Below are 24773 nucleotides of genomic sequence, written 5' to 3' on the forward strand. Positions count from 1 at the left end.
TTTGGGGTGTTGGTGGCACAGGGCTATGGCGCGCGGCTTCGACATCGCCCACCCACGGCGTCATCCCGGCGCAGGCCGGGACCCATCCTGAGATGTCTCGGCTCCAGCGCCAACCTCGCCACCTCAGGATGGGCCCCGGCCTTCGCCGGGGTGACACCGAGTTGTGGGAGACGCCGGAGGATAAGCCCCCTAGCTGGTCTTCCGCGGCACAAACCGCGTCGGGATCAGCACCGGTGGCTGGCCCGGAACGAACGCCGTGGGGTCGGCGAGAAACCGCACCATCTGGCGCACGTAGTCAGCCTTGTCGTAGCCGATGGACGAGATCGGGTAGGCATCGAAATCGGTCAGCGACAGGTTGTCGAAGCCGTAGAGCCGGAAGCGGGTCGGGCGGTTGCCGGGGAAATCCTCACGGCAGACATCGAGAATGCCCATCGCCATGGCGTCGGAGGTGCAGAACACTGCATCGGGGCACTCGAAGCCGACCACCGCGGGCGCCGCCGCGTGCCCGCTCTGATAGGAATAATCGCCCTGGACGGTCTGCACGAGTTCGATGCCATGCTTCTGGAACGCCGCGAGATAGGACGCGATGCGTGCCTGTTCGACCAGCGAGGAGGCACGGCCGGTGACCAGCGCCGCGGTCTTCACCCGATTGCGGGCCGCGTCCGCGATGGCCTGCTCGATGCCGACCGCTTCATCGGGGATGATAGCTGGCGACAGCTTGTCGTGGCGGCCGTTGAGCATCACCACCTGGTCGGAGCGGAACATCTTCCGCACCGTCTCGGCATCGGCGAAATCGGAAAACACCAGCGCCGCATCGACATGATAGGCAACGCCCTGGCGCAGGAACTCCTCGACCTTGTCGACCGAGCCGACGCGAATGAGGATCACCTGCTTGCCGATGGCCTGGGTCTCGGCCAGCAACAGGTCGAACAGGTCGAGATCGGAGAGATCGTGGATGTGATTGACCACCACCGCGATCAGGTTGACCGTCTTGGTGGTGAGGCTCTGCGCCAGGAGGTTCACCCGGTAGCCGAGTTCGGCCGCCGCCTGCAGCACCCGCTCGCGCTTTTCCGCGGAGACCGGGCGCTTCTCGGTCGACAGGGCGCGCGAGGCGACAGCGCGCGATACACCCGCCAGCGCTGCGACATCGTCGATCGTAGGGTTCGCCGGGCGGCTCTGTTCAACCATTGCGCGTCATCGCACCTTTCACGCTGGCCGAGTCGGCCGGGTACTACGAAGGTAGATGCCTGCTCCTTAGAAAGCACTCAACCCCGATGATTATCTGCTTCGATATTGGCGGCTCCGGCATCAAGGGCGCCGTCGCTACCAGTCCGTCCGAGTTGACCCCGCTCGGCCGCGTGCCGACACCGCTCGACGACTTCGGCGCCTTCGCCACCGCGATCCGCGGCGTCGCCAACAGTTCGGGGGCGCCGACCGATGCGCCGGTGGCAATTTCGATCACCGGCGTGGTCGATCCGGCCGATGGTGTCATCACCTGCGCCAACATCCCCTGCATCGATGGCCGGCGGTTCGCAGCCGAACTCAGCGAGCAGCTCGGCCGCCCGGTGTTCGTCGCCAATGACGCCGATTGCTTCGCGCTGGCCGAAGCCATCGAAGGCGCCGGCCGCGGCCTCCGCATCGTCTTCGGCGCCATCCTCGGTACCGGAGTCGGCGGCGGCATCGTCATCGATGGACGCATCGTCAACGGTGCGGGTGGCTTTGCCGGCGAATGGGGGCACGGCCCGGTGGCCGCCACCTCGGCGGGCAACCCGCCTGTCGACATCCCGCGCTTCCCCTGCGGCTGCGGCCAGGCCGGCTGCGTCGACACGATCGGCGCGGCGCGCGGTATGGAACGGCTGCACAAGCAACTCCACGGCATCGAGCTCCCGAGCACCGCAATCGTCGAAGCCTGGCGCACCGGCGACGCCAATGCCGCTCGCACCATCGAGGTGCAGGTCGATCTGCTCGCCGGTCCGCTGGCTTTGGTGATCAACGTGATCGGCGCCGGCATCGTCCCGGTGGGTGGTGGGCTCGGCAAGGTGCCGGAGTTCATCGCGCTTCTCGACACCGCAGTGCGCCAGCGCATCCTGCGCCGGCTCAGCGAACCGCTGGTGGTGCCCTCGCGACTCACGGTAGAGCCCGGCCTCGTCGGTGCCGCCATCCTCGGTTTCACGGAGAACGCCTCGTGAGCGCCCGCCTGCTCGAAGTCTGTGTCGCCGACCCGCAAAGCCTGATCGCGGCAGTCGCCGGCGGTGGCGATCGGATCGAACTCTGCTCTGCCCTCGAACTGGGCGGGCTCACGCCGTCCCCCGGCCTGATGCGGCTCGCCGCCGACGCGCCGATCCCGGTCTACGCCATCGTCCGCCCCCGCAGCGGCGATTTCGTCTGCGACGATGCCGATGTCGACGCCATGCTGGCCGACATCGACGCCATCCGCGCCGCTGGCCTCGCCGGCGTGGTGCTGGGCGCCTCGCGTCCCAATGGCGAGCTCGACGTAACAGTGCTGGCGCGGCTGATGGACCAGGCCGAGGGCCTCGGCTCCACGCTGCACCGCGCCATCGACCTAGTACCGGACTTCGCCGAGGCGACCGAAGCAGCGGTGGCTCTGAAGTTCGAGCGCATCCTCACCTCCGGCGGCGTGCACGTCGCGCTCGACGGCATCGACAACATCGCAATCGCCCACGCCACCGCCCGTGGCCGCATCCACATCATGGCCGGCTCAGGCCTCACCCCCGCCAATGTCGGCGCGCTACTGGCCGCGGTCCCGGTCGACGAAGTCCACAGCTCCTGCGCCTCACCGGGCCCGGCATCCAGCGCTCCGGCCGTGCGCCTGGGCTTCGCCGCGGAGACGCGCCGGCGCACCGATCCGGCAGTGGTCAGGGCATTCAAGGCGGCGATGTCGGCCTAGCCGAACAGCAAAATCCCCCACAGCCCAATCGCGCCGACGAATATCCGCCAGTAGGCGAAGATCGCGAAGCCGTGCCGCGAGATGTAGTCGAGCAAATACCGCACCACGAAGAACGCCACGATGAACGCCGCGGCAAAACCGATGATCACCGCCGCGCCGAGTTCGGCCGTGATGAACTCGCGGCTCTTATAGAGGTCGTAGAGAAACGCCCCGCCCATGATCGGCATGGCGATGAAGAAGGTGAACTCCGCCGCCGAGCGCTTGTCGGTGCCGAGCAGCAGCGCGCCGACGATGGTCGAACCGGAGCGCGATACGCCTGGGATCAGCGCCAGCATCTGGAACAGCCCGATATAGAGGCAGAGCAGCGGCGGGTAGTTGTAGATATCTGTGTACTTCGGCGTCAGCTTCAGCTGGTCGACATAGAGCAGCACGATGCCGCCGACGATCAACGACACGCAGAACACCACCGGCGTCTCGTAGATCACCGTCTTGATGAAATCGTGCAGCAGCACGCCGGCAATCGCCGCCGGGAACGAGGCGAGGATCACACCGAGGATAAAGCGCAGAGCCCCGGGTTTCCGGGCGATTGCGTCCTTGGCGATCTGCAGAAGGCGCTGGAAATACACCACGACGATCGCGAGGATCGCGCCGAGCTGGATCAGCACCTCGAACACCCGCCCCGGACTCTGGAAGCCGAGGAAGTGTCCGGCGAGCAGGATGTGGGCGGTCGATGAGACCGGTAGGAATTCGGTAAGGCCCTCGATAATCCCTAGGATCAGCGGCACAAAAAGACCTTGATCGGCGTTCATCTGATCCCCTAACTCATCCCACCCGGCGGGGCGGCGCGGGCGGCATCTAGCCCGATTTGCCCGGCCCCGCCAAGGATCGGCAAGGACCCTTTTCCCGCATGCCAAGGTTGCTGCAGCACAGGCTCGACCCCTCCTCCCGCCTCGCCCGGCTGATGTTCGCCGAATACGGCGTCGGCATCGACCTGGAGGACATCAAGCCGTGGACACGCGAGCCCGCGCTGCTCGAGCTCAACCCCGCGGCAACCGTGCCGATCCTCGCCGAGAACGGCGAGCCGCCGGTGGTGGGGACACTCGCAGTGGTCCACGCCATCGAGGAGCGCTACGCGCCGACTGCGGTCGCGGGGCTGTTCCCCTCACAGCCGGCGCTACGCAACGAGATGTGGCGGCTGCTCGAATGGGTGCTGGTCAAGCTCAACGACGAAGTGACCCGCTACGTGCTTGAGGAAAAGATCGTCAAACGCGACCAGCGCGGCATGACGCCCGAGCCGGGCGTGCTGCGCGTCGCGAAGGCCAACCTCGCCGAGCATCTGCACTACTTCAACTGGCTGTTCGCCACCCGCCACTGGATCGCCGGCGACACCATGACCCTCGCCGATTTCGCGCTGGCCGCCCACCTCTCCAGCCTCGACTATCTGGGCGACGTACAGTGGGACACCTCGGCCGAAACCCGGCAATGGTACGCCCGCATCAAGTCGCGGCCAGCGTTCCGGACGCTACTCAACGACCGTGTGGCCGGCATGCCGGCGGCGACCGGGTATGCGGATCTCGATTTCTGACGCTGCCTCTGACTGTGCTACACCGCGCAGCGTGACAGACACAAAGCTCCTCGCCGAACTCCGCGACCGCGCCAAGGCCCTGGGCTTCGATGCGTTCGGCGTGGCGCGTGCCGATGCGCGGCCGGATTTGCCGGGAAAGCTCGACACCGCCCTCGCCCGCGAGTGGCACGGCGAGATGGCGTGGATGGCCGAGACTGCCGAACGCCGCGGCGCGCCGGAAGCGCTGTGGCCCGAGGCGCGGTCGGTGGTGATGCTGGGCATGAACTACGGGCCGGACAGCGACCCGATGGCCGACCTCAAGCACCGTTCGCTGGGCAACATCTCGGTCTACGCCCGCAATCGCGATTACCACGACATCATCAAGGGCAAGCTCAAGGAGCTTGCGGGGCTGCTTAATCGGCGAACCGGGGCCGAGGTGAAGGTGTTCGTCGATACCGCGCCGGTGATGGAGAAGCCGCTTGGGGAGGCCGCGGGGATCGGCTGGCAGGGCAAGCACACCGTGCTGGTCAGCCGCGAGTACGGCTCGTGGCTGTTCCTCGGCGCCATCTTCACCAGCGCCGAACTCCCCGCCGACGCGCCGCACCCCGAAAGCTGCGGCAATTGCCGGCGCTGCCTCGATGTCTGCCCTACCAACGCCTTCCCCGCGCCGTTCCAGCTCGATGCGCGCCGCTGCCTCAGCTACCTCAACATCGAGCATCCGGGCCCGATCCCGCTCGAGTTCCGCGCCCCGATGGGCAACCGCATCTATGGCTGCGACGATTGTCTCGCCGTCTGCCCGTGGAACAAGTTCGCGTCCGAAACGCACGAGATGAAGCTCCGCGCTCGCTACGAGCTCAAATCCCCCGCGCTCGCGGACCTCGTGCAACTCGACGATCCCGGCTTCCGCGCCCTGTTCGCCGGCTCCCCCGTCAAGCGCATCGGCCACGCGCGGTTCCTCCGCAACGTACTCATCGCCGTCGGCAATTCCGGCGACCCCACACTCATCCCGCTGGCCGAAGCCCGCCTTGCCGATCCCGAGCCGCTGATCCGTGGCGCGGCCGTTTGGGCGGTGCGCCGGCTTGTGGCGAAAGATCGCGCGGATGCTCTGGCGCTTGCGTTTTTGCCCGATGAAGGCGACACCACCGTTCAGGCAGAGTGGAGCGCGGTCGTCCAGCCGGCGCGTGCGAATTAGAGTTCTGAGAGAATGCGCCTGTTCTTTTTTGGCATGGGTTATTCGTCGCGCGCCACGGCGCGGGCATTGCACCTGCTGGCTGACCCCGCAATCCCGGTCGCCGGCACGACGCGCAGCACCGAAGCCGCCGAGTCGATGGCCGACTCGGCCTATCGCATCCACGTGTTCGACGGCGAAGTGCCCGGCACGACGCTCAGCGAGGATCTGCGCCAGGCGACGCACGTCATCCTGTCGATCCCGCCCGACGAGCGCGGCGATCCGGCGCTGAACCTCCATCGCGCCGATCTCGATGCGGCACCCAACCTCGAGTGGATCGGCTATTTCTCCACCGTCGGTGTCTATGGCGATTTCGGCGGCGAATGGATCGACGAGGACGCGCCGACCCGGCCGCAGAACGTCCGCTCGAAGCAGCGCGTCGAGGCCGAGGAGGCCTGGCGCGCCTACGCCAAAGAGCGCGGCGTGCCGCTGTTCATAGAGCGGCTGGCCGGCATCTATGGCCCCGGCCGGTCGGCCTTCGACAAGCTGCGTGAGGGGACCGCGCGGCGCATCGTCAAGCGGGGCCAGGTGTTCAACCGCATCCACGTCGCCGATATCGGACGGATCACCGCGCGGGCCGCGCTGAGCGACCTCGACGGCACCTTCAATCTCGCCGATACCGAGCCCGCCCCGCCGCAGGATCTCGTCACCTACGCCGCCCACGTAATGGGCATCGAGCCACCGGCCGAAGTCCCATACGAGACCGCCGAGATGACGCCGATGGCGCGGAGCTTCTACTCCGACAACAAGCGCGTCTCGTCGAAGCGGGTGCTCGAAGCGCTGGGCGCCGATCTCCTCTATCCGACCTACCGCGAAGGTCTCGACGCCATCTGGAAGGGCCGCGCATGAGTGCTCCAAAGCCTGCCGCCCCGCCGCAGCCGATCGTCCTCGACGGCCGCTACACGCGGCTCGAACCGCTGGGCCTCGCGCACGCCGCCGATCTGTTCGTCGCCTCGAACGTCCCCGATGCGGACGAGCGCTTCGCCTACCTATCCGAGCCGCCGCCGAAATCCCTCGCCGATACCGAAGCCTACATCACCAGCGTCGCCAACAAGGCCGACCCGATGCGCTTCGCCATCATCGACAAGGCGACCGGCAAGACCGGCGGCCGGCAATCGCTGATGCGCATCACGCCCGAGCACGGCGTCATCGAGATCGGCGGCATCTACTGGGGCCCGGGTATCGCCCGCACGCAGCGCGCCACCGAGGCGCTTTACTTGTTCGCCCGCCACATCTTCGAAGAGCTCGGCTATCGCCGGTTCGAGTGGAAATGCAACGACCGGAACGACCCTTCGAAGCGCGCCGCCCTGCGCTTCGGCTTCACTTACGAAGGCCTGTTCCGCCAGCACATGATCATGAAGGGCGAGAACCGCGACACCGCCTGGTTCTCGATGATCGACACCGAGTGGCCGGCCCGCAAGGCCGAGTTCGACCGCTGGCTTGACCCGGCGAACTTCGATGCGGATGGCCAACAGAAAACGGCGCTGCGGTTCTAGCCCGGCAGGCTGTCGCCCGGGAAACTGCGCCCCGAATACACCTCGAACGTCAGCCAGCCGGCTTTCACCGCGGGATCGTCGGCCATCAGCGCCTGCGTCTCCTCGATGCTGGTGGTGAACAGCCCCAGGCCGGCCATGTCCGTCTCACTGGCCAGCGGCACGACGATGGCGAGCTGCCCGGCGGCGCGCATGGCGAAGTTTCGGCGGGCGTGCTCCCAGACGATGCTGCGGTCGCCGTCCGCCTGATAGTTCGGCCCCTTCTTCAGGACCAGCACGCTGTAGGCGTGCGATTTGGCCAGCATCTCGCGCATGTAGTCGTCGGTGATCTCGGTCATGGTCCCCTCCTAAAGCTCCAGTTCCAATTGCTCCGGCGGCGCCGTGAGTTCGCGCTCCACCGCCGCACGCAGCAGTTCCAGATCCGCTTCGCGGCTCAGCCGATGGTCGCCATCCGGCACCAGCGTGAAGGTCACCGGGTCGGTCAGCAAGTGCTGCACCAGCCGCATCGCGTGCTCGCGCGGCACGTCGGGGTCCTTGCCGCCCTGGAGGATCGTCACGGGGGCGCCGACATCGATGCCGCGTCCGAACATCAGGTGATGCTGGTTGCCGTCCTCGATCAGCTTGGCCGTATAGGGATAGGGCTCGTCCGAGTATTTCGACGGACGCTGCACGATGCCGGCGCGCTTCAGCGCCGCCAGCTCGGCCTTGCTCATCCGCTTGGTCATCAGCTCGGCCGTCGCGTCCACCGCCGGCGCGATGAGGATCAGCGCCTTGACCCGGTCGCCCCCGCCCCGCCGGCGCAGTTCGCGCGCCATCAGCAGCGCCAGCCAGCCGCCGAGCGATGAGCCGACGATCACCTGCGGTCCGGTCGTGGTCGCGAACACCGCGAGCGACTCCTCGAGCCAGCGCGTGATCGTGCCATCGAGGAAATTCCCGCCCGACTGGCCGTTGCCGGAATGGTCGAAACGGGTCACCGCGATGCCGCGCTCGGCGCCGAAGGCATCGAGCATCGAGGCCTTGGTGCCGGTCATTTCCGAGCGGTAGCCATTGAGCCAGAAGATGCCCGGCGTGCTGCCCGGCCGTCTCAGGACAGCGATGTGGCGCAAGTCCGTGCCCTCACCGACCTCGACAAACTCCACCGATTCCACCTATGAGCCTTCCAGCAACCGATATTTCGCTGCTGCCTTTTGCCTGCCAGTTCACCTTGCGGCAACAGTTTGTCGCGAAAGCACGCCCGGCGCATGTTTCTTGTCCGGCGCGGTGTTGACTTATGCCTGTCCCGGCACGATTTTAGCGGTGATTTCCCGCCGCTCCGGTAACAATCGAAGGAACGCCTGCCATTCGTCGTCCCATGAGACCCGTTGCGCCCCAGAAAGATGGGCCGCAGTCTAACGAAGATATCTCCTCCCCCGACGTTCAGCTGATCGATGGCGAGGGCGCCAACCGCGGCGTCGTACGCACTCGCGAAGCTTTGACCGAAGCGCAGGAGCAGGGGCTCGATCTCGTCATCATTTCCCCGAACTCGGTCCCCCCCGTCGCCAAGATGCTTGATCTCGGCCGCTTCAAATATGCTGCCCAGAAAAAGGCCGCGGAAGCGCGCAAGAAGCAGAAGGTGATCGAGGTCAAGGAAATCCAGCTGCGTCCGAATATCGATACGCACGATTACGAGACCAAGATGAAGGCGGTGCACCGGTTCCTCGAAGAGGGTGACCGGGTGAAGGTGACGATGCGCTTCCGCGGTCGCGAAATGGCGCACCAGGAACTGGGCATGCAGCTCTTGGTCAAGGTGCAGGCCGAACTCGAAGCCAAGGCGAAGGTCGAGTCCTCGCCCCGCTCCGAAGGCCGCCAGATGGTCATGGTGCTGGCGCCGAAGTAACGGCAACAGCGATAGGGTTTGAAAGGGCGGTCCTCGGGCCGCCCTTTTCATTTCTTAGATTTCCGGAATTCTTTCCTGCTTTCCCGAAAGCTGTTTCCCTGGCGGGCGCGGCGGATTTCCCGGTCCGTTAAGCGTTTTCACCTAGCATCTTGCTCCGGCTGGTCGAGGGATGGACCGGGTGGGGGGATCGATAGATGCTGCAGCGGCTGAGCATTACGCAGAAGATTTATGGCGCATTCGGCGCGCTGGTGTTGCTCCTGGGCTTCCTGAGCGTTGCCGGCTATTTTGGGGTCCAGGCCGTGGCCGGGATCTTTGCCGACTATCGCCTCGCGGCGCACCAGTCGCTGGCCACCGGCCAGATCGTCAAGGAGATCGAGGCGCTGCGCATGGCGGCACTCCGCTACCGCGCCGACCGCACCACCGACACCGCCGCCGCGTTCGACGCGCGGCTGGGCAAGCTCAGCATCGACAAGGACGAGACAGCCGCCGAGTTCGCCGGCGACGAAGCGGCCAGTGCGCTGATCGCCAATGTGCGCTCGGTGGTCGGCTCCTACGGCAAGGCGTTCACGGCGGTGGTCACGCTCGACACCAGCCGGCAGTCCATCGTGGCCGAGATGACCGAAAAGGCGAAGGCCGCACGCGGGCTGCTCGACGAGCTCACCGCCTACGCATCCTCCACCAACGACCTCAGCTCGGTGAAACAGACAGCCGATATCGGCGCCAACGTCCTGGGCATGCTGGGTGCAGTGGATCGCTACATGCTGGGCGGCAACGACACCGACTTCGCACAGATCGGCGAAGCCGGCACCAAGGCCGCCGACCTCGCCAACGAGCTCGCGGTTTTCATCTTCACGCCCGAGCCGCAGGCCAAGGCCTATGCCACCGCAACGGCAATCACCGACTATCTGGCGTTGGCCGAAAAGGTGAAGGCCGCAACCGATGAACGCAAGGACGTGGAAGCCACGCAGCTCGATGCGACGGGGCTCCGGCTCGGCGCCGAACTCGAAAATCTGCAGGCCGGCATCGTGGCGCGACAGGACAAGCTCGGCGAAACCAGCACCAGCAGCACCGGCGTTACCCAGACCGTCCTCATGGCGGTCGGTGCGGCTGCCGTGCTGCTCGGCATCGCCATGGCGGTACTGATCGGCCGCTGGCTCTCGGGCACCATCCGGCTGATGGCCGAGGACATGCAGCGCATCGCCAATGGCGACCTCGACACCGAGATCGCGGCCGGTGGGCAGCGGCATGAGCTGGGCCGCATGGCACAGGCGCTGCAGGTGTTCCGCACCAATGGCCTCGCCATCCGCAGCATGGACGAGCAGAAGGCGCTGAAGGCCCTGCACGACGACGAACAGCGGGCGGCGAGCGCGGTGCTGCAGGCCGAAGTCGAGCGCGTCGTCGCCTCGGCGCTGGCCGGCGATTTCTCCGACCGGGTGGACGATGCCGCCACGGCCGCCGATACATCCGGTATCGCCAGCAGCCTCAACCAGGTGATGGCAACGGTGGAGCGCGGCGTCGGCGAGACGGCCGAAGTGCTCGATGCCTTCGCCCATGCCGATCTCAGCCGCCGGATGACCGGCGAGTTCGCTGGCGCCTTCGGGCGGCTCAAGGCCAGCGCCAACGTCGCAGCCGAAAAGTTCTCGGACGTGGTCCGCCAGCTGCAGGGCGCCTCGCGCAACCTCCGCAACGCCACCGGCGAGATTCTGGCCGGCGCCAACGACCTGTCGCAGCGCACCAGTAGCCAGGCCTCGACCATCCAGGAGACCTCGGCGGCGATCAGCCAGCTGCAGGGCGCCGTGGCGGACAATGCCAAGAAGGCCGATCAGGTGGCGAGCCAGACCCAGACGGCGTCGCGCATGGCCGACGAGGGCGGCAAGGTGATGACCGAGGCGACCGGCGCCATGGAGCGGATCACCCAGTCCTCGGCCAAGATCTCCAACATCATCGGGCTGATCGACGACATCGCCTTCCAGACCAACCTCCTCGCGCTCAACGCCTCGGTGGAGGCAGCGCGTGCCGGTGAAGCCGGCAAGGGTTTTGCCGTGGTGGCCATCGAGGTGCGGCGCCTGGCGCAATCGGCGGCGCAGGCTTCGTCCGACGTGAAGCAACTGGTGGACGAAAGCGCCCAGCAGGTACGGGGCGGCACGCGTCTCGTCGAGGAGGCGTCGGCGAAGCTCTCGGCCATCCTCGCCGCAGTGCGTGAAAACAGCACGCTGGTGACCAGCATCTCGGAAGCGACGCGCGACCAGGCGACGGCCATCACCGATGTCAGCTCCGCCATCCGCAAGATGGACGAGATGACCCAGCACAATGCCGCCCTGGTCGAAGAGACCAATGCGGCGATCGAACAGACCGAGGCGCAGGCGGTCGAGCTCGACCACATCGTCGAGAGTTTTACGCTGAGCGGGGCGACGCGAATGCGGCAGGCGGCTTAGGGCCGACTTCCCCAAACCCCAGCCGCCGCGACCAGCACCCAGCCCAAGATCAGCCCACCGCCCCCGATCGGGGCGGCCATCGGAAACAGCGCGCCGCCCAGCATCGACCGCGCCGCCAGATCCCCGGCGAACACCGCCAGCCCGATCAGCAGCACCACCCCGGCGGCTACCGCCACGCGGTTGAATGCCATCAGGCTCAGCCCAATCAGCACCGGCGCATGAAGCAGCAGGAAGTTCGCCGCGATACCCAGATTGTCGTCGGCCGAGTGGCTAGCACGCGCCGCCGCGGCGACACCGAGCGCTCCGCACAGCCCCGCGGCAACCAGCAGCAGGCGCGACGCCATCCCGTTCCCAGCCATCGAAAATCTCCCCGCACGCGAGACTCACAGCCCGCATCCGCGCCAGAGTACCTGCCCTCGCGCACAAACAGAAAGGCCGGGATCGCTCCCGGCCTTCTTCGTCTGCTGCACTAGATCCGATGTCAGGCGGCCAGCTTGAGCCAAGTCGGCGCGATGCCGGTGCCCTGGCCGAGGCCGTAGCCGAAACGGATGTTCAGCATGCCGACCGGCTCGACCAGCCGGGCGCCATCGAGGCCGCCAACCTTCTCGACAGCAAAGCCCGCGGCCTTGACCAGTTCGGCAACGGCATCGACTGCTGCCGCGTCATTGCCGGCGAGGAACACCGGAACGCTCGCAGTCGACGTCGCCGGGGTGTCGAAGACGCTGGCGAAGATGGTGTTGAAGCCCTTCACCACCTTGGCGCCGGGGACGGCGGCCTGGATCTCTTCGGCGGCCGACGTGGTGTGGCCGATCGAGAGGCCCGAGAAGTCGGCTTTCACCGGGTTGGAGATGTCGATGATGGTCTTGCCGTTGAGCGGCAGGGTCTTCACCAGTTCGAGCGCCACGCCATAGGGCAGCGCGAGGATCACGGTGTCGGCGGCGAGCACGGCGCTCTTGTAGTCGGTGACGCTGGCGCCGACCGACTTGGCGAACTCAGCGGCGGCCGCCTGGTTGGAAACGCCGAGCACGAGGTCGGTCTTGCCGCTCAGGCGCTTGGCAAGGCCCTTGCCCATATTGCCGAGGCCGAGAATTGCGGTGGTCATTTGAGGCACTCCATCTGCTGCGATTGCGATGACCTCTATCTACGGGCTCGCCTCCCAGTATAGAATTGACCTGATCCGCGCTTCACTCTTGCATCGAGGTATCGAATGGCCGAGCTCACCAACCTCGAAACCTTCGTCGCGGCGGTGAAGTCGGGCAGCTTCGCCGGCGCGGCGCGGCGGCTGTCGATCTCCCCGGCCATGGTCGGTCGCCGCATCCAGGCGCTGGAGGAACATCACGGCGCCCGGCTGATCGAGCGCACCACCCGGGCTCAACGGCTGACCGAACTGGGCGAGAGCTTCTTCGCCCAGGCCGAGGCGGTGCTCGAAGCCGTCGCGGAACTCGAAGACCTCACCCGCACCGAGCCGGGCAAGCTCTCGGGCCGCATCCGCGCCACCGGGCCCGCGACGCTCGGCATCCACCGGCTGGCCGGCATCATTGCCAAGTTCTGCGACGACAACCCGGCGGTGACCGTGGAGCTCAGCCTCAACGACCGCCGCGCCGACCTCATCGCCGAGGGGTATGACGTGGCGATCCGCGTGGGCGAGTTGCAGGCCTCGGCGATGATCGCGCGCCGCATCGGCACCTACCGTTTCCGCTGCGTCGCCTCCCCCGCCTACACCACGGCGTTCGGCCTGCCGGCGACGCCGGAGGAACTGCGGCACCACCGCTGCATCCTCAATCTCAACATGAGCCCGCGCAATCGCTGGCCCTTCATCGGACCGGGCGGCGCTTCGGTCATCGCCGAGGTCGAGGGCGGGCTGCAGATCGACAATGGCGAGGCACAGCTTGCTGCCGCACTCGAGGGCGCCGGCATCGTCTACCTGCCGGTCGATCTGGTCACCGAGCCGCTCCAAACCGGCCGGCTGGTGGAGATCCTGCCGCACTGGCAGCGGATGACCCTGCCAATCCATCTGATCTATCCATCGCGCCGCCTGGTGCCGCGCCGATTGAGCACCTTCATGGAAGCAGTCGCCAACGGCCTCAAGGGCTAAGCGATCCACGATATACAGACGTCACACAACGATTAACTTTACGAGCTAACCACTTGCGCATCCGGGTTTTCCCAATACTGGCGCGATGGACGGCATTATCGTAAAATGCCCGCATGAGTGTGGCAGTGAGTACCGTTTCGGCGTCCGAATACCTGCGCGACATCCTTTCGCGCGAGGCGGTCGATCGGCAACCGGGGTCGCCCCTGGTGCGGATCGACGCCAAGATCGCGGCCCTCTGCAATGCCTGGGGCAGCCGCCACATCGCCGACGTGGCGCCGGGCGGCGGCTTCGCCAGGTCCACCGCCAATCGCAGCGGCATCAGTGTCGATTACGTGGTGTGGATCCACACCCAGTCTGAACGCCGCATCGCCGAAATCTACGAGTCGATGTTCTCGGCCTTCCAGCGGCTCGGCCTCTCCCCGATCCGCCGCAACGTCACCATTGCGCTCAATGTCGGCAATGTCGTCGTCGACCTGCTGCCAGCCAAGCGCCTGTCGATGATCTCGGAAATCCACGAGATCTATTCGGCTCGTCGCAACGCAGCGATCACCACCAATCTCCACCAGCACGCGCTCGATAGCCGCGATGCCGAGCGCGAAGAAGAAGTGCGGATCCTCAAGCTCTGGCGCGACCAGAACGGCCTCGATTTCCCGTCCTACTATCTCGAACTCGCCACCTACGCGGCGCTCCGCCGTCGACCCGTGGGGGCACTGGCCGACAATGTCTGGGCCGTGCTGGGCTTTCTCGAACGGCTGCTGGTGCCGCGCGCCATGCTCGACCCGGCGAATGCCGCCAATATCGTCTCGGACGAACTCACCGCTCCGCAGAAGCGCACCGTCGCACTCGCCGCCGCAGCAGCCCGCAGCGGCCGCCCATGGTCGGAGATCGTGCGGTAGCACCACCGGCGTCATTCCCGCAGTGGATATCTCAACCGCGGCATCGCACTAGGTTCCCGCCTGCGCGGGAATGACAGCGGCGAGGGGGCCAGCAACCCTGCCTTAAGTCACAACACGCTATGATAGTGCCTCACCCCTCGGGGAGGAGGCCGTGTTCGACCACAAGGAAACTCTATTTCACGTCGCCAGCCAGCTGGCCCGCCGTCTCGCCAACCACCTGCGCGAGACGCTGGAGCCGTTCGGCCTCCACCCGGCGCAGTTCACGGCGCTCAGCGAGATCGCCGGGCGTGAAGGGCTGACCCAGGCGGAACTGGTCTTTCGGCTCGATCTCGAGCAGCCCGGCGTCGCCCGCACCCTCACCGGGCTCGAAGCCGAAGGCTGGATCGAGAAAGCCTCGATCGGCAAGGGCCGCGCCCAGGGCCTCTACCTCAGCGAGAAGGCCAAGACCGTGCTGCCGCAAGCCGCCGCTGCGGCCGCGGTGGCCGACCGGCAGGCCCTCAAGAGCCTCAGCAAGACCGAAGCCGCGCACCTGATCGACGGGTTGAGCGAACTCGCCGCAGCCAACCGCGGCTAGTTCTGCACCGCAACGACGAGCGGCTTCGGCGCGTCGACTGCATCGGGCCGCGGCAGCAGCACCAGCACCGCCAGCGCGGCCAGCCAGATGGCACCGCGCAGGTGCGCCTTGGTGATCGGCAATCGCTGTGGCTCCGCGGACTTTACCGCGAACAGATCGGTCATGAGACGCTCCTTGGGAACGCGCCTCTCGCCGGCGCTTGCCAGCGATCACTGCAAACCGATATTACGCGCTGATGACGTCCGGCCCGGACTCCCCTTGCGTGTCCACCGGTTTCCCCCTATACACCCGCCTTCTCGACGGGCCGCCCGGCCAAAAGGCATGCCGTGGCGATCCCGAATGCAGGCTCCCAGAGCCGCCTCTAACCAGGACAGCAAAATGCCAAAGATGAAGACTAAATCGGGCGCCAAGAAGCGCTTCAAGATGACTGCGACCGGCCGCGTCAAGGCAGGCGTCGCAGGCAAGCGGCACCGGCTCATGAGCCACGACGCCGACTACATTCGCTCGCATCGGGGGACGAAGATCCTCAAGAAGGGCGATGAAAGTCTGGTCAAGTGGTACATGCCGTATAACCGTTAAGGAGCGCCGATAGATGTCACGCGTTAAAAGAGGCGTTACCGCCCACGCCCGCCACAAGAAGGTTCTTAAGGCCGCTTCCGGTTTTTACGGTCGCCGCAAGAACACCATCCGCACCGCGAAGGCCGCCGTCGACAAGGCCGGCCAGTACGCGTACCGCGATCGCCGCGTCAAGAAGCGCAACTTCCGCGCTCTCTGGATCCAGCGCATCAACGCTGCCGTGCGCGATCACGGGCTGACCTACGGTCGATTTATCGACGGCCTCAGCAAGGCTGAGATCGCCGTCGACCGCAAAGTGCTCTCCGATCTCGCGATCACCGAGCCCGCAGCGTTCGCCGTGCTGGTTGAGCAGGCCAAGAAGGCTCTGGGGTATCTCGGCAAGATCGAGACGACCACCCACGAGCGTATTTCGGCCTAATCACCTCGCCTTTTCTGAGGCCCTAAGCTAAGCCTTGCGCCGCCCCGTAACCGGGGATGGCGCGGGGCTTTTTCATTTGGCCCCTGAAACACAACCTGGAAATTCCCCGATGTCTCTCGACGCTCAGATCGCCACCCTCCGCGCCGAAATCGCCGCCGCTACCGCTGCGGCCAGCGACGAAACCCAGATCGAAGCCGTGCGCGTCGGCGCCCTGGGCAAGAAGGGCTCCGTCTCGGCCCTCCTCGCCACCCTCGGCGGCATCGCGCCGGAAGAGCGCAAGTCTGCCGGCGCCGCCATCAACGGGCTGAAGACCGAGGTCACCGCGCTGATCGAAGCGCGTGCCGCGGATCTCGCCAAAGCCGCGCTCGATGCGCGCCTCGCTTCCGAGCGTGTCGACGTCACCCTGCCGGTTCGCGCCGCGCCGACCACCGAAGGCCGCATCCATCCGGTCAGCCAGGTGATCGACGAGATCACCGCGATCTTCTCGGACATGGGTTTCTCGATCGCCGAAGGTCCCGATATCGAGACCGACTGGTACAACTTCACCGCGCTCAACTTCCCCGAGGGGCATCCGGCGCGCGAGATGCACGACACCTTCTTCATGGCGCCGTCGCCGGATGGAGTGAAGCGCGTGCTGCGCACCCACACCTCGCCGGTGCAGATCCGCACCATGCTCAAGGGCAACGAGAAGCCCGCCGCGCCTTACCTCACCCCCGCGATCGATCCGCCGATCCGCGTGGTGATGCCCGGCCGCACCTATCGGCATGACTCGGACCAGACCCACACCCCGATGTTCCATCAGGTCGAAGGCCTCGTCATCGACAAGTCGAGCCATATCGGCCAGCTGCGCTGGGTGCTCGAGGAATTCCTCAAGGCGTTCTTCGAGGTCGACAACGTCACCCTCCGCTTCCGGCCGAGCTTCTTCCCCTTCACCGAGCCGTCGATGGAAGTCGACGTGCAGTGCGACCGCTCGGGCGCCGAGGTGAAGATCGGCGAAGGCAAGGATTGGCTGGAAATCCTCGGTTGCGGCATGGTGCACCCGAACGTGCTGCGCAATTGCGGGCTCGATCCCGATGTCTACCAGGGCTTCGCCTGGGGCATGGGCATCGATCGCATCGCCATGCTGAAATACGGCATGAACGACCTCCGAGCCTTCTTCGACGCCGACAAGCGCTGGCTCGACCACTACGGCTTCCGCCCGCTCGACCTGCCGACGCTGTTCGGGGGGCTGAGCAGCTGATGTCTGCCAACCCCGCGGCATCGTTGCGCGAGCGCGTGGTGCGCGTCCTGCACCGCGAGATCGATGCGATCCTTGCCCCCGCTGGCTATATCCGGGCCGGCGGGAGCTGGAACCGCACGACAGCGTTCGCCCGCACCTGGGTCGAGATCCAGCGCAGCAGCTCGGGCCTCGCCTGCTACATCAACCTCGGCCGCTTCCAGCGCCTGCTCAAATGGGAGTGGGTGCCGGCAGGCTACTACTCTTCCGGCTGGCGCATCGGCGATTTCACCGACAGCACCGAGGAGCACAATGGCCTCGATGCCCTGCCCTATGCCGAACTCGACGGCGACAGCCCGCTGCGCAAGAAGGTGATGACGCTGCTCGCCGGGCGGGCACTGCCCTTCCTCAAGGCGTCGCACAGCCCGTTCGGCTCTTCGATGCTCCCGCCGCGCCGCGCCGCACTCCGGAAGGGTCGATCGTGAGGTGGGTCAAACGATCGCTGCTCGCCCTCGCGGCCATGATGATCTGCTCCCCGGTTCTGGCCGAGGAGGTGGTCGTCTGCACGCCGGAGTACTATTACAATTCCAGCGAAACCCCACCGGTCATCGTCCCGATCGACGCGCCGCGGGCGGCTGGATCGCGGGTCACGCGCATCGATCTCGAGACCGGCGATTACGCGGAGCATTTCATCGGCTCCGACAGCGATATCCTTCGGACCGGCAGCCTCACGGTCGTCAATCCGGGCTCATTGCGGGAGCGGATCGATTTCGTGGCGCTCGACCCCGCTACGGCGCTCCTCCTCCACATCAGCCTGATCGACGAGGGCCTGCCCTTCGTTCGCGTCGACGAGGAGGGCACGGTGGCCTCGGGCCACTGCAGGTACGCATCCGATATGGTGCAGAAGTGAGCCTCCAGCCCCCCATAGCGCCCGGTCAGTCGGACCTCTGCACGTTCGTCGTTACCGACATCGAGTCCGACGGGCACAACCCGCTCGAAAGCTCGATGCTGAGCTTTGCCTCGGTGGCGGTCGATATCTCGGGCAAGGTGCTGTCGGAGTTCGAGGCGGTGCTCGCCCCGCGCGCCGACCGCAAACCCGACCCCAACACCATGGCGTGGTGGGAGACGCAGCCCGAGGCGTGGAAGCACGCCACCGAGAACCCGGAAGACCCCGCGTCGGTGATGCCGCGCTACGCGAACTGGGTGGAGACGCTGCCCGGCTTCCGCGTCTTCGCGGCCGCACCGATGATCTTCGACGGGCTGTGGATGGACCACTACCTGTCGGTCTTCGCCGGCACCCGCGTGCTTGGCGGACCCTACAAGAGCCGACAGATCTTTCGCGGCGGTGGGGTCTGCCTCTACACCATGGCAGGCACGCTGCGCGGCGCCGAATACACCAAATGGGGCATGCAGCGCGTGCCGCCCGCCTGGTACGGCCACATCGAGCACACCCACCGCGCCATCGACGATGCGCGCGGCTTCGCCAACGTCCTCGCCAAACTTTTCGAGATCAGCGGGTCCCTGCCCAAGATCGAAGCGACCGAAAGCATCTACAAATGAAGTTCACCCTCGACTGGCTGAAAGATCACCTCGACACCGATGCGACTGCCGACGATATCGGCAAGGCGCTGACCATGATCGGGCTCGAGGTCGAAGAGATCGTCGACCCCTCGGAAAAGCTCCGGCCCTTCGTCGTCGCACATGTGGTCGAGGCCAAGCCGCACCCGAACTCGGACCACCTCAAGGTCTGCAAGGTCGATGCCGGCACCGGTGAGCTGATCGATGTCGTCTGCGGCGCGCCCAATGCTGTCACCGGCATGAAGTCGGTGTTCGCCTTCCCCGAGACCTACATCCCGGGCAAGGACTTCACCCTGAAGGCGGGGGTCGTCATCCGGGGCGAGAAGTCGAACGGCATGCTGTGCTCGGCGGCCGAACTCGAGCTTTCCAACGACCACGACGGCATCATCCGGTTGCCGGACGATGCGCCGATCGGTGTCGCCTATGTCGATTACGCCAAGCTCGGCGGCGCGGTGATCGACATCTCGATCACCCCCAACCGCGGCGACGCCACCGGCGTCTACGGCATTGCCCGCGACCTCGCCGCGTTCGGCGCTGGCACGCTCAAATCCACCGACATGTCGCCGGTGCCGTCGAAGGGCCCGAGCCCGATCCCGCCGCTGCCGCATCAGTTCTCGGCTGATGAGCCCAAGGCGATCCGCAAGTTCGCCGGCCGCTACTTCAAGGGCATCAAGAACGGTCCGTCGCCCGATTGGCTGCAGCAGCGCCTGCGCGCCGTCGGCCTCCGGCCGATCAATACCGTGGTCGATATCACCAACCTAGTGTCGCTCGGCTGGGGCCGGCCGCTTCACGCCTATGACGCCGACAAGGTCACCGGCGAGATGGTGCTGCGCAACGCCCGTTCCGGCGAAGTGCTCGATGCGCTCGACAACAAGCACTACACGCTCGATGAGACCATGACGGTGATCGCCGACGATCTCGGCCCGCTTTGCCTCGGCGGCGTCATCGGCGGCTACCGCTCCGGCTGCACCGACGAGACGGTCAACGTCTTCATGGAATGCGCCAGCTGGGACCCAGACCTTATCGCCCAGACCGGCCGCAAGACCGGCGTCGTGTCGGACGCCCGCTACCGCCTCGAACGCTCCGTCGATCCGGCGCTCACCGAGCCCGGCCTCGAACTCGCCACCCGGCTGATGCTGGAGCTGGTCGGCGGCGAAGCCATGGAGCCGGCGATCTCGGGCGAAGACGTGTTCCCCAACACCGTCGTCGAGTTCCCACTCAGCGAAGTCGAGCGCCTCACCGGCCTCGAGACTTCGGCCAGCGAGATCGAAGCCATACTCACGCGCCTCGGCTTCAGGCTCGACGGGGCCGGCCTCACCCGTAAGGTGCATGTGCCGTCCTGGCGTCCCGACGTCACCATGAAGGCCGACCTCGCCGAGGAAGTGATGCGCATGGTGGGCGTCGACAACGTCCCCACCGATCCGTTGCCGCGGCTCAACCACGTGGCGCCGCGCATGCTGACGACGCTGCAGAACCGTCGCCGCCTCGCCCGCCGCACCCTCGCGGCCCGTGGCCTCGACGAAGCAGTGACCTGGAGCTTCATCCCGGAAGCGGAGGCCGTTCGCTTCGGCGGCGGCGCGGCCGAGCTGAAGCTCGCCAACCCGATCGCGTCCGAACTCACCGACATGCGGCCGTCTCTGCTGCCGGGTCTCCTCGGCGCGGCCCAGCGCAACACCAATCGCGGCTCCAGCGAGCTGAAACTGTTCGAAGTCGGCCAGGTGTTCCACTCGGTGCAGCCAGAAGGTCAGCGCACCTATGCCTCGGGCATCCGGCTCGGCGGCTCGCGCCATTGGCAGTCGGCGAACGGCAAGGTTTCGGTATTCGACGCCAAGTCGGACATCGCAGCGCTGCTCGACGCCATGGGCCATGACATCGACAAGCTGCAGCTAGTGGCCGAGCCTGCATCCTGGAGCCATCCGGGCCGCGGCGGCCGCGTCCAGCTCGGGCCGAAACTCACCATCGGCTGGTTCGGCGAGGTCCACCCGACCGAGCTCGAAAAGTTCGACCTCACCGGCCCGATCGCTGCGTTCGAGCTCGACCTCGACGCGATCCCCGAACCTCGCAAGAAGCCGACCCGCTCCAAGCCAGCGCTGAAGCTCAGCGACCTGATGCCGCTCAGCCGCGATTTCGCCTTCCTCGTCGACCGTACTGTCCCAGCTGCAACGATCCTCCGCGCCGCCAAGAACGCCGACAAAACGCTGATCACTGAAGTCTCGGTGTTCGACGTGTTCGAGGGCAAGGGCATCTCCGACGACAAGAAGTCGGTCGGCATTGCGGTGACGCTGCAGCCCACCGACAAGACGCTGACCGACGAAGAGATCGAAAAGGTCGCGGCCAATGTCGTCGCGGCGGTGACCAAGGCAACGGGCGGCGTACTCCGCACCTAGGAAATGCAATGACGGCTGACGGCAAACGCGAAACGATCGGCGACACAGCCCCGCAAGGGCTTGATGTCGCCGACTTGCCGCTGGCGCCGCTCAGCCCGGCCGCGGCCAGCGAAGCGCTACTGCGCCGGGCCATGCTGGTGGTCGCCATCGGCGTCTCCTGCATCCTCGGCTACTTCACCACCTTCGCGCTGCTGGCCATCGCGCTCGCGGTGTTCGCCTACTTCGCTGCGCGGCAAAAGACGCTGCAGATCCCCTTCGACCTGCCGGCCAAGCTGTTCCTCGGCGCCTTCACGCTGCTGTTCATCAGCGCCGTGGTGACCATGCGGCAGCCGTCCGACCTCTTACAGACGCTCAACTTCTCGGCCATGCTGCTCTATGCGCCGCTGGCACTGCTGTTCCGCCGCGCCGCGGGGCCGGCCAATAGCCGCAAGCTCGCCGATTTTGCGCTGTTCGGCACGGCCGCCGGACTGCTGATGGCGCTCTACTTCAACTATGTGGAGGGGATGGAGCGGGCTGGGCTCGGCTCGCCGATCACCGATCCGATCCGGCTCTCCAACACCGCGCTGCTGCTCGGCTTCTTCGCCATGATCGGCGCCGCGGCCGCCACCGGCCGGCAGCGCTTCATCTACCTGCTGGGCCCGTTGATGGCGCTGGCGGTGATCTTCGCCTCGGGCTCGCGTGCCGCGCTCGTCGCCTTCCCGGTGCTGCTGTTCGTCGCAGCGCTGCTGCTCGTGCGGCATAAGCTGCTGGCTGCGGTAGTCAGCGTCGCCGTGCTCTCCGGGTTCGGCCTCATCGCCTATTTCGCCGATCTTGCCGGCGCCCGCTCATCGTCGATGTTCGATATCCTCGGCCGGCTGGCGGGCGGCGACAATCCCGCCGATCTGGGCACGGCCATCCGCTTCGTCCTCTACCGGGCCGGCACGTCGGCCTTCCTCGATGCCCCGCTTTTCGGCCATGGCTGGGGCCAGCTGATGACGGCGATCGTCCCCTACCTGGCGGTCTACGAGCTGGTGCATGCCCAGCTGCCACACCTTCATAACGATGCGCTGAACTTCGCCGTCGCCTCGGGGCTGTTCGGGCTCGCGGTCTACCTGCTGCTGTTGGTGCTGCCGATTATCAGCTGCCTCTTCAGCCCGCACGACAGCCAGTATCGCACCCGCCTCTACGGCTGCAGCCTGCTCTCGGTCAGCTACCTGGTGCTGGGCCTCCCCGACACCATGCTGAGCTTCCCGCTGCACAACACGCTGTATGTCGTGCTGACGGCCGTGCTGCTGAACTACTGCAGGGACGAGCGGGCTTAGCTGCTGCCAGCCACAACCACCGGGCTCATCTCCCCCTAGGCGGGGGAGAAAGCGGAGAGATCGAGTTCCAGGCCTTGGTCGACCTCTCCCCCCAAGGGAGAGGTAATCAGCGCCCCGGACGACTATCGATCATCCCGCCCTTGGCGGCCGCGTCGATCGCTGCGATCTCCTCGGCCGACAGCTCCAGGTTGTCGATCACACCGAGACAATCCTTGAGCTGCTCGAGCGTCCGCACCCCGATCAGCGCCGAGGTCACTTCCTTCTTCCGCAGCACCCAGGCCAGCGCCAGCTGCACCATGGTTTGCTTCCGCGCCTTGGCGATCTCGCCGAGCTTGTCGACGGCCTCGAGAATGCGCGGCTCCAGCCGGTTGGCCGAGAGCGAGTAGTTCTCCGAAGCGCGAGTGCCGCTCAGATTGCCCTTCAGGTTGTTGTACTTGCCCGACAGGATGCCCTGCTGCAGCGGCGAGAAGGCGATGATGCCGACGCCCTCGTCGGCGCAGGCGGCCATCGTCCCGTCTTCCTCGATCCAGCGGTTGAGGATCGAATAGTTCGGCTGATGGATCAGGCAGGGCACGCCCATATCCCCAAGGATCCGCACCGCCTCGCGCGTCTGCTTCTCGGGGTACATCGAGATACCGACATAGAGCGTCTTGCCCTGCCGATGGAGCTGCGCCAGCGCGCCCATCGTCTCCTCGAGCGGCGTCTCGGAATCGTAGCGGTGCGAGTAGAAGATGTCGAAGTAGTCGAGCCCCATGCGCTTGAGGCTCTGGTCGGCGGACGCGATGACGTACTTGCGCGAACCGCGGTCGCCATAGGGGCCTTCCCACATGGTCCAGCCGGCCTTGGACGAAATGATCATCTCATCGCGATAGGGGCGGAAATCGCGCGCCATCACGTCGCCGAACAGCTCTTCGGCGGCACCCGGCGGGGGCCCGTAATTGTTGGCGAGGTCGAAATGGGTGATGCCCTTGTCGAAGGCATAGCTCAGGATCTCGAAGGCGCTGGGATAGTCGCGCGTGCCCCCGAAATTCTGCCACAGCCCCAGGCTGATCACCGGCAGCTTCAGGCCCGAGCGTCCGGTGTAACGATATTGCATGTCGCCATAGCGAGCGTCGCTGGCCCGATAGGTCATCTCATCCTCCGAATTTAGCCGATTTGCTCGTTGCAGCCGCCGGATGCTACACCCGCCGCGATGTCCGAGCTTTTAGAAACCGCCGCCAATCTGTCCGAACGCCTGAACCGTTTCAAGGTGCTGGCGCTGTACAAGTTTGCTGATTTCAAAGATTGCGCCGAGCTGAAGCCGGAGCTGGCGCTGTTCTGCTGTGCGCGCGGCATCCGGGGCACCTTTATCCTCGCCCCCGAGGGCATCAACGGCACCGTCGCCGGCACACCCGCCGCAATCGACGAGCTGACGGCCTGGTTCGAAACAGCCCCGCGGTGGCGCGGCCGCCTCGCCGGCGCTGAGGCGAAATTCTCCGCTGCCGGCGAGATGCCGTTCCTCCGCATGAAGGTCCGGCTGAAGTCCGAGATCGTCACCCTGCGCGCCCCCGAGGCAGATCCGAGCCAGCAGGTCGGCACCTATGTCGAGGCGCGCGACTGGAACAGCCTGATCAGCCGTAACGACGTGACCCTGATCGACACCCGCAACGACTACGAAGTGAAGCTCGGCACCTTCGCCAACGCCCGCGATCCCAAGACGCAGAGCTTCACCGAGTTCAAGGACTACGTCGCAAAACTCGATCCGGCGCAGCACCCGAAAGTCGCGATGTTCTGCACCGGCGGCATCCGCTGCGAGAAGGCCTCGAGCTACCTGATGTCGAAGGGGTTCAAGGAGGTGTTTCACCTCAAGGGCGGCATCCTCAAGTACCTCGAAACCGTCCCCGAAACCGAAAGCCGGTTCAACGGCGAGTGCTTCGTGTTCGACGAGCGCGTCTCAGTGGTGCACGGCCTCAAGGAAGGCGAAGCCCTCCTCTGCCGCGCCTGCCGCAACCCGATGATGCCCCACGAGGCCGTCGGCTCGCTCTGCCGCGAATGCGCGGAAGCCGCCCCCGCCGGAGCGACGGAACGCGAGCGGCAGATGGAACTGGCCCGGGCGAGGGGAGAGGCGCATCTCGGCGATGACGCGGCGGCCACCGCGGCGCGGAACAAAGCGGCAAAGCTGGCGCGACGGAAGCAGTCGGCCGACTGAGAAATAGGGGCTCCGCTCACCCCACCCATCCTCCCCCGTC

28 protein-coding genes are annotated in these 24773 nt (G+C 66.2%); 20 read left to right on the forward strand and 8 right to left on the reverse strand.

The genetic code is table 11. The features are described from left to right. Positions 1-189: 189 nt before the first annotated feature. On the reverse strand, positions 190-1188 hold the full coding sequence (locus AC1DYL_RS08055) for a LacI family DNA-binding transcriptional regulator (protein ID WP_477156940.1): 999 nt from the start codon (positions 1186-1188) through the stop codon (positions 190-192). 86 nt (positions 1189-1274) lie between these two features. On the opposite strand from AC1DYL_RS08055, the gene AC1DYL_RS08060 reads away from it, so the two are divergent. Next, positions 1275-2189: an ROK family protein gene (locus AC1DYL_RS08060; RefSeq protein ID WP_477172732.1), complete on the forward strand. Its 915-nt coding sequence runs from the start codon at positions 1275-1277 to the stop codon at positions 2187-2189. Next, positions 2186-2908 carry a copper homeostasis protein CutC gene (locus AC1DYL_RS08065; RefSeq protein ID WP_477156942.1) on the forward strand — a complete coding sequence of 241 codons (723 nt, stop codon included), beginning with the start codon at positions 2186-2188 and terminating at the stop codon, positions 2906-2908. Before AC1DYL_RS08060 ends, AC1DYL_RS08065 begins: the two co-directional genes overlap by 4 nt. On the opposite strand, the gene AC1DYL_RS08070 is transcribed toward AC1DYL_RS08065, so the two are convergent. Beyond that, positions 2905-3717, reverse strand: coding sequence for an undecaprenyl-diphosphate phosphatase (locus tag AC1DYL_RS08070; RefSeq protein WP_477151493.1), 813 nt, complete (start codon positions 3715-3717; stop codon positions 2905-2907). The two genes, AC1DYL_RS08065 and AC1DYL_RS08070, sit on opposite strands and share 4 nt — an antisense overlap. Positions 3718-3815: 98 nt before the next feature. On the opposite strand from AC1DYL_RS08070, the gene AC1DYL_RS08075 reads away from it, so the two are divergent. Genes AC1DYL_RS08075 through AC1DYL_RS08090 form a run of 4 tightly spaced genes read left to right on the forward strand, consistent with a single transcriptional unit; the run spans position 3816 to position 7196 of the window. Continuing rightward, the gene (locus tag AC1DYL_RS08075; RefSeq protein ID WP_477172733.1) at positions 3816-4493 is read left to right on the forward strand and encodes a glutathione S-transferase family protein; all 678 of its coding nucleotides are present in this window, start codon (positions 3816-3818) and stop codon (positions 4491-4493) included. Further along, positions 4474-5664 (forward strand): tRNA epoxyqueuosine(34) reductase QueG, encoded by a 1191-nt coding sequence (queG, locus tag AC1DYL_RS08080; protein WP_477172734.1) that lies wholly within the window; start codon positions 4474-4476, stop codon positions 5662-5664. The genes AC1DYL_RS08075 and queG overlap by 20 nt, the downstream gene beginning before the upstream one ends. A 12-nt stretch (positions 5665-5676) precedes the next feature. Next, complete coding sequence (locus AC1DYL_RS08085) at positions 5677-6549, forward strand: NAD-dependent epimerase/dehydratase family protein (RefSeq protein ID WP_477151490.1); 873 nt, start codon at positions 5677-5679, stop codon at positions 6547-6549. After that, positions 6546-7196: a GNAT family N-acetyltransferase gene (locus AC1DYL_RS08090; RefSeq protein ID WP_477172735.1), complete on the forward strand. Its 651-nt coding sequence runs from the start codon at positions 6546-6548 to the stop codon at positions 7194-7196. The genes AC1DYL_RS08085 and AC1DYL_RS08090 overlap by 4 nt, the downstream gene beginning before the upstream one ends. On the opposite strand, the gene AC1DYL_RS08095 is transcribed toward AC1DYL_RS08090, so the two are convergent. Beyond that, positions 7193-7531 (reverse strand): YciI family protein, encoded by a 339-nt coding sequence (locus tag AC1DYL_RS08095; protein WP_477151488.1) that lies wholly within the window; start codon positions 7529-7531, stop codon positions 7193-7195. The two genes, AC1DYL_RS08090 and AC1DYL_RS08095, sit on opposite strands and share 4 nt — an antisense overlap. A 9-nt stretch (positions 7532-7540) precedes the next feature. After that, on the reverse strand, positions 7541-8341 hold the full coding sequence (locus tag AC1DYL_RS08100; protein ID WP_477172736.1) for an alpha/beta hydrolase: 801 nt from the start codon (positions 8339-8341) through the stop codon (positions 7541-7543). Between the two features lie 191 nt (positions 8342-8532). Here AC1DYL_RS08100 and infC point away from each other — a divergent pair, with 191 nt between their 5' ends. Together infC and AC1DYL_RS08110 are read left to right on the forward strand one after the other, a co-directional pair. Beyond that, positions 8533-9069 carry a translation initiation factor IF-3 gene (gene infC, locus AC1DYL_RS08105; protein ID WP_477151560.1) on the forward strand — a complete coding sequence of 179 codons (537 nt, stop codon included), beginning with the start codon at positions 8533-8535 and terminating at the stop codon, positions 9067-9069. Between the two features lie 194 nt (positions 9070-9263). Beyond that, positions 9264-11504: a methyl-accepting chemotaxis protein gene (locus tag AC1DYL_RS08110; protein WP_477172737.1), complete on the forward strand. Its 2241-nt coding sequence runs from the start codon at positions 9264-9266 to the stop codon at positions 11502-11504. Here the strand turns inward: AC1DYL_RS08110 and AC1DYL_RS08115 are convergent. Next, entirely contained in the window at positions 11501-11863 is a 363-nt protein-coding gene (locus AC1DYL_RS08115; RefSeq protein WP_477172738.1) for a DUF423 domain-containing protein, read from the reverse strand. The two genes, AC1DYL_RS08110 and AC1DYL_RS08115, sit on opposite strands and share 4 nt — an antisense overlap. Positions 11864-11985: 122 nt before the next feature. Then, positions 11986-12606 (reverse strand): NADPH-dependent F420 reductase, encoded by a 621-nt coding sequence (locus tag AC1DYL_RS08120; protein WP_477172739.1) that lies wholly within the window; start codon positions 12604-12606, stop codon positions 11986-11988. A 105-nt stretch (positions 12607-12711) separates the two neighbouring features. Here AC1DYL_RS08120 and AC1DYL_RS08125 point away from each other — a divergent pair, with 105 nt between their 5' ends. The 3 genes from AC1DYL_RS08125 (at position 12712) to AC1DYL_RS08135 (ending at position 15069) form a co-directional block, all read left to right on the forward strand. Then, complete coding sequence (locus AC1DYL_RS08125; protein WP_477172740.1) at positions 12712-13599, forward strand: LysR family transcriptional regulator; 888 nt, start codon at positions 12712-12714, stop codon at positions 13597-13599. 125 nt (positions 13600-13724) lie between these two features. Further along, positions 13725-14495, forward strand: coding sequence for a hypothetical protein (locus AC1DYL_RS08130; RefSeq protein WP_477172741.1), 771 nt, complete (start codon positions 13725-13727; stop codon positions 14493-14495). A 151-nt stretch (positions 14496-14646) separates the two neighbouring features. Then, on the forward strand, positions 14647-15069 hold the full coding sequence (locus AC1DYL_RS08135; protein WP_477172742.1) for a MarR family winged helix-turn-helix transcriptional regulator: 423 nt from the start codon (positions 14647-14649) through the stop codon (positions 15067-15069). Here AC1DYL_RS08135 and AC1DYL_RS08140 read toward each other — a convergent pair. Beyond that, positions 15066-15233, reverse strand: a complete 168-nt coding sequence (locus AC1DYL_RS08140) for a hypothetical protein (RefSeq protein WP_477172743.1) — start codon at positions 15231-15233, stop codon at positions 15066-15068. The genes AC1DYL_RS08135 and AC1DYL_RS08140 overlap by 4 nt on opposite strands. A gap of 214 nt (positions 15234-15447) precedes the next feature. Between AC1DYL_RS08140 and rpmI the strand changes: the two genes are divergently transcribed. From rpmI to AC1DYL_RS08180, 8 genes are all read left to right on the forward strand, one after another. Further along, entirely contained in the window at positions 15448-15648 is a 201-nt protein-coding gene (rpmI, locus tag AC1DYL_RS08145) for a 50S ribosomal protein L35 (RefSeq protein WP_069908210.1), read from the forward strand. A gap of 13 nt (positions 15649-15661) precedes the next feature. After that, the gene (gene rplT, locus AC1DYL_RS08150) at positions 15662-16063 is read left to right on the forward strand and encodes a 50S ribosomal protein L20 (protein WP_055873058.1); all 402 of its coding nucleotides are present in this window, start codon (positions 15662-15664) and stop codon (positions 16061-16063) included. Between the two features lie 109 nt (positions 16064-16172). Beyond that, positions 16173-17303 (forward strand): phenylalanine--tRNA ligase subunit alpha, encoded by a 1131-nt coding sequence (gene pheS, locus AC1DYL_RS08155; RefSeq protein WP_477151479.1) that lies wholly within the window; start codon positions 16173-16175, stop codon positions 17301-17303. Further along, a complete protein-coding gene (locus tag AC1DYL_RS08160; RefSeq protein ID WP_477172744.1) occupies positions 17303-17764 on the forward strand; it encodes a hypothetical protein in 462 nt (153 codons plus the stop codon). Before pheS ends, AC1DYL_RS08160 begins: the two co-directional genes overlap by 1 nt. After that, entirely contained in the window at positions 17761-18189 is a 429-nt protein-coding gene (locus tag AC1DYL_RS08165) for a hypothetical protein (protein ID WP_477172745.1), read from the forward strand. The genes AC1DYL_RS08160 and AC1DYL_RS08165 overlap by 4 nt, the downstream gene beginning before the upstream one ends. Further along, positions 18186-18839 (forward strand): DNA polymerase III subunit epsilon, encoded by a 654-nt coding sequence (locus AC1DYL_RS08170; protein WP_477172746.1) that lies wholly within the window; start codon positions 18186-18188, stop codon positions 18837-18839. The genes AC1DYL_RS08165 and AC1DYL_RS08170 overlap by 4 nt, the downstream gene beginning before the upstream one ends. Continuing rightward, positions 18836-21244: a phenylalanine--tRNA ligase subunit beta gene (gene pheT / locus AC1DYL_RS08175; protein WP_477172747.1), complete on the forward strand. Its 2409-nt coding sequence runs from the start codon at positions 18836-18838 to the stop codon at positions 21242-21244. Before AC1DYL_RS08170 ends, pheT begins: the two co-directional genes overlap by 4 nt. 8 nt (positions 21245-21252) lie before the next feature. Continuing rightward, on the forward strand, positions 21253-22545 hold the full coding sequence (locus AC1DYL_RS08180; RefSeq protein WP_477151474.1) for an O-antigen ligase family protein: 1293 nt from the start codon (positions 21253-21255) through the stop codon (positions 22543-22545). A 106-nt stretch (positions 22546-22651) separates the two neighbouring features. Here the strand turns inward: AC1DYL_RS08180 and AC1DYL_RS08185 are convergent, their stop codons facing one another. After that, entirely contained in the window at positions 22652-23677 is a 1026-nt protein-coding gene (locus tag AC1DYL_RS08185; protein WP_477172748.1) for an aldo/keto reductase, read from the reverse strand. A gap of 60 nt (positions 23678-23737) precedes the next feature. Here AC1DYL_RS08185 and trhO point away from each other — a divergent pair, with 60 nt between their 5' ends. Next, positions 23738-24733 carry an oxygen-dependent tRNA uridine(34) hydroxylase TrhO gene (trhO, locus tag AC1DYL_RS08190; RefSeq protein ID WP_477172749.1) on the forward strand — a complete coding sequence of 332 codons (996 nt, stop codon included), beginning with the start codon at positions 23738-23740 and terminating at the stop codon, positions 24731-24733. Positions 24734-24773 lie beyond the last annotated feature (40 nt).

The organism is Devosia sp. P1_H9 (genome assembly GCF_056405135.1).

What these genes read in the sequence shown, in the direction of transcription:
- AC1DYL_RS08055 (WP_477156940.1), bottom strand. Translation starts at nt 1,188, where the DNA reads ATGGTTGAACAGAGCCGCCCGGCGAACCCTACGATCGACGATGTCGCA.
- AC1DYL_RS08060 (WP_477172732.1), top strand. Translation starts at nt 1,275, where the DNA reads ATGATTATCTGCTTCGATATTGGCGGCTCCGGCATCAAGGGCGCCGTC.
- AC1DYL_RS08070 (WP_477151493.1), bottom strand. Translation starts at nt 3,717, where the DNA reads ATGAACGCCGATCAAGGTCTTTTTGTGCCGCTGATCCTAGGGATTATC.
- AC1DYL_RS08075 (WP_477172733.1), top strand. Translation starts at nt 3,816, where the DNA reads ATGCCAAGGTTGCTGCAGCACAGGCTCGACCCCTCCTCCCGCCTCGCC.
- queG (WP_477172734.1), top strand. Translation starts at nt 4,474, where the DNA reads ATGCGGATCTCGATTTCTGACGCTGCCTCTGACTGTGCTACACCGCGC.
- AC1DYL_RS08085 (WP_477151490.1), top strand. Translation starts at nt 5,677, where the DNA reads ATGCGCCTGTTCTTTTTTGGCATGGGTTATTCGTCGCGCGCCACGGCG.
- AC1DYL_RS08090 (WP_477172735.1), top strand. Translation starts at nt 6,546, where the DNA reads ATGAGTGCTCCAAAGCCTGCCGCCCCGCCGCAGCCGATCGTCCTCGAC.
- AC1DYL_RS08095 (WP_477151488.1), bottom strand. Translation starts at nt 7,531, where the DNA reads ATGACCGAGATCACCGACGACTACATGCGCGAGATGCTGGCCAAATCG.
- AC1DYL_RS08110 (WP_477172737.1), top strand. Translation starts at nt 9,264, where the DNA reads ATGCTGCAGCGGCTGAGCATTACGCAGAAGATTTATGGCGCATTCGGC.
- AC1DYL_RS08115 (WP_477172738.1), bottom strand. Translation starts at nt 11,863, where the DNA reads ATGGCTGGGAACGGGATGGCGTCGCGCCTGCTGCTGGTTGCCGCGGGG.
- AC1DYL_RS08120 (WP_477172739.1), bottom strand. Translation starts at nt 12,606, where the DNA reads ATGACCACCGCAATTCTCGGCCTCGGCAATATGGGCAAGGGCCTTGCC.
- AC1DYL_RS08125 (WP_477172740.1), top strand. Translation starts at nt 12,712, where the DNA reads ATGGCCGAGCTCACCAACCTCGAAACCTTCGTCGCGGCGGTGAAGTCG.
- AC1DYL_RS08140 (WP_477172743.1), bottom strand. Translation starts at nt 15,233, where the DNA reads ATGACCGATCTGTTCGCGGTAAAGTCCGCGGAGCCACAGCGATTGCCG.
- rpmI (WP_069908210.1), top strand. Translation starts at nt 15,448, where the DNA reads ATGCCAAAGATGAAGACTAAATCGGGCGCCAAGAAGCGCTTCAAGATG.
- rplT (WP_055873058.1), top strand. Translation starts at nt 15,662, where the DNA reads ATGTCACGCGTTAAAAGAGGCGTTACCGCCCACGCCCGCCACAAGAAG.
- pheS (WP_477151479.1), top strand. Translation starts at nt 16,173, where the DNA reads ATGTCTCTCGACGCTCAGATCGCCACCCTCCGCGCCGAAATCGCCGCC.
- AC1DYL_RS08160 (WP_477172744.1), top strand. Translation starts at nt 17,303, where the DNA reads ATGTCTGCCAACCCCGCGGCATCGTTGCGCGAGCGCGTGGTGCGCGTC.
- pheT (WP_477172747.1), top strand. Translation starts at nt 18,836, where the DNA reads ATGAAGTTCACCCTCGACTGGCTGAAAGATCACCTCGACACCGATGCG.
- AC1DYL_RS08180 (WP_477151474.1), top strand. Translation starts at nt 21,253, where the DNA reads ATGACGGCTGACGGCAAACGCGAAACGATCGGCGACACAGCCCCGCAA.
- AC1DYL_RS08185 (WP_477172748.1), bottom strand. Translation starts at nt 23,677, where the DNA reads ATGACCTATCGGGCCAGCGACGCTCGCTATGGCGACATGCAATATCGT.
- trhO (WP_477172749.1), top strand. Translation starts at nt 23,738, where the DNA reads ATGTCCGAGCTTTTAGAAACCGCCGCCAATCTGTCCGAACGCCTGAAC.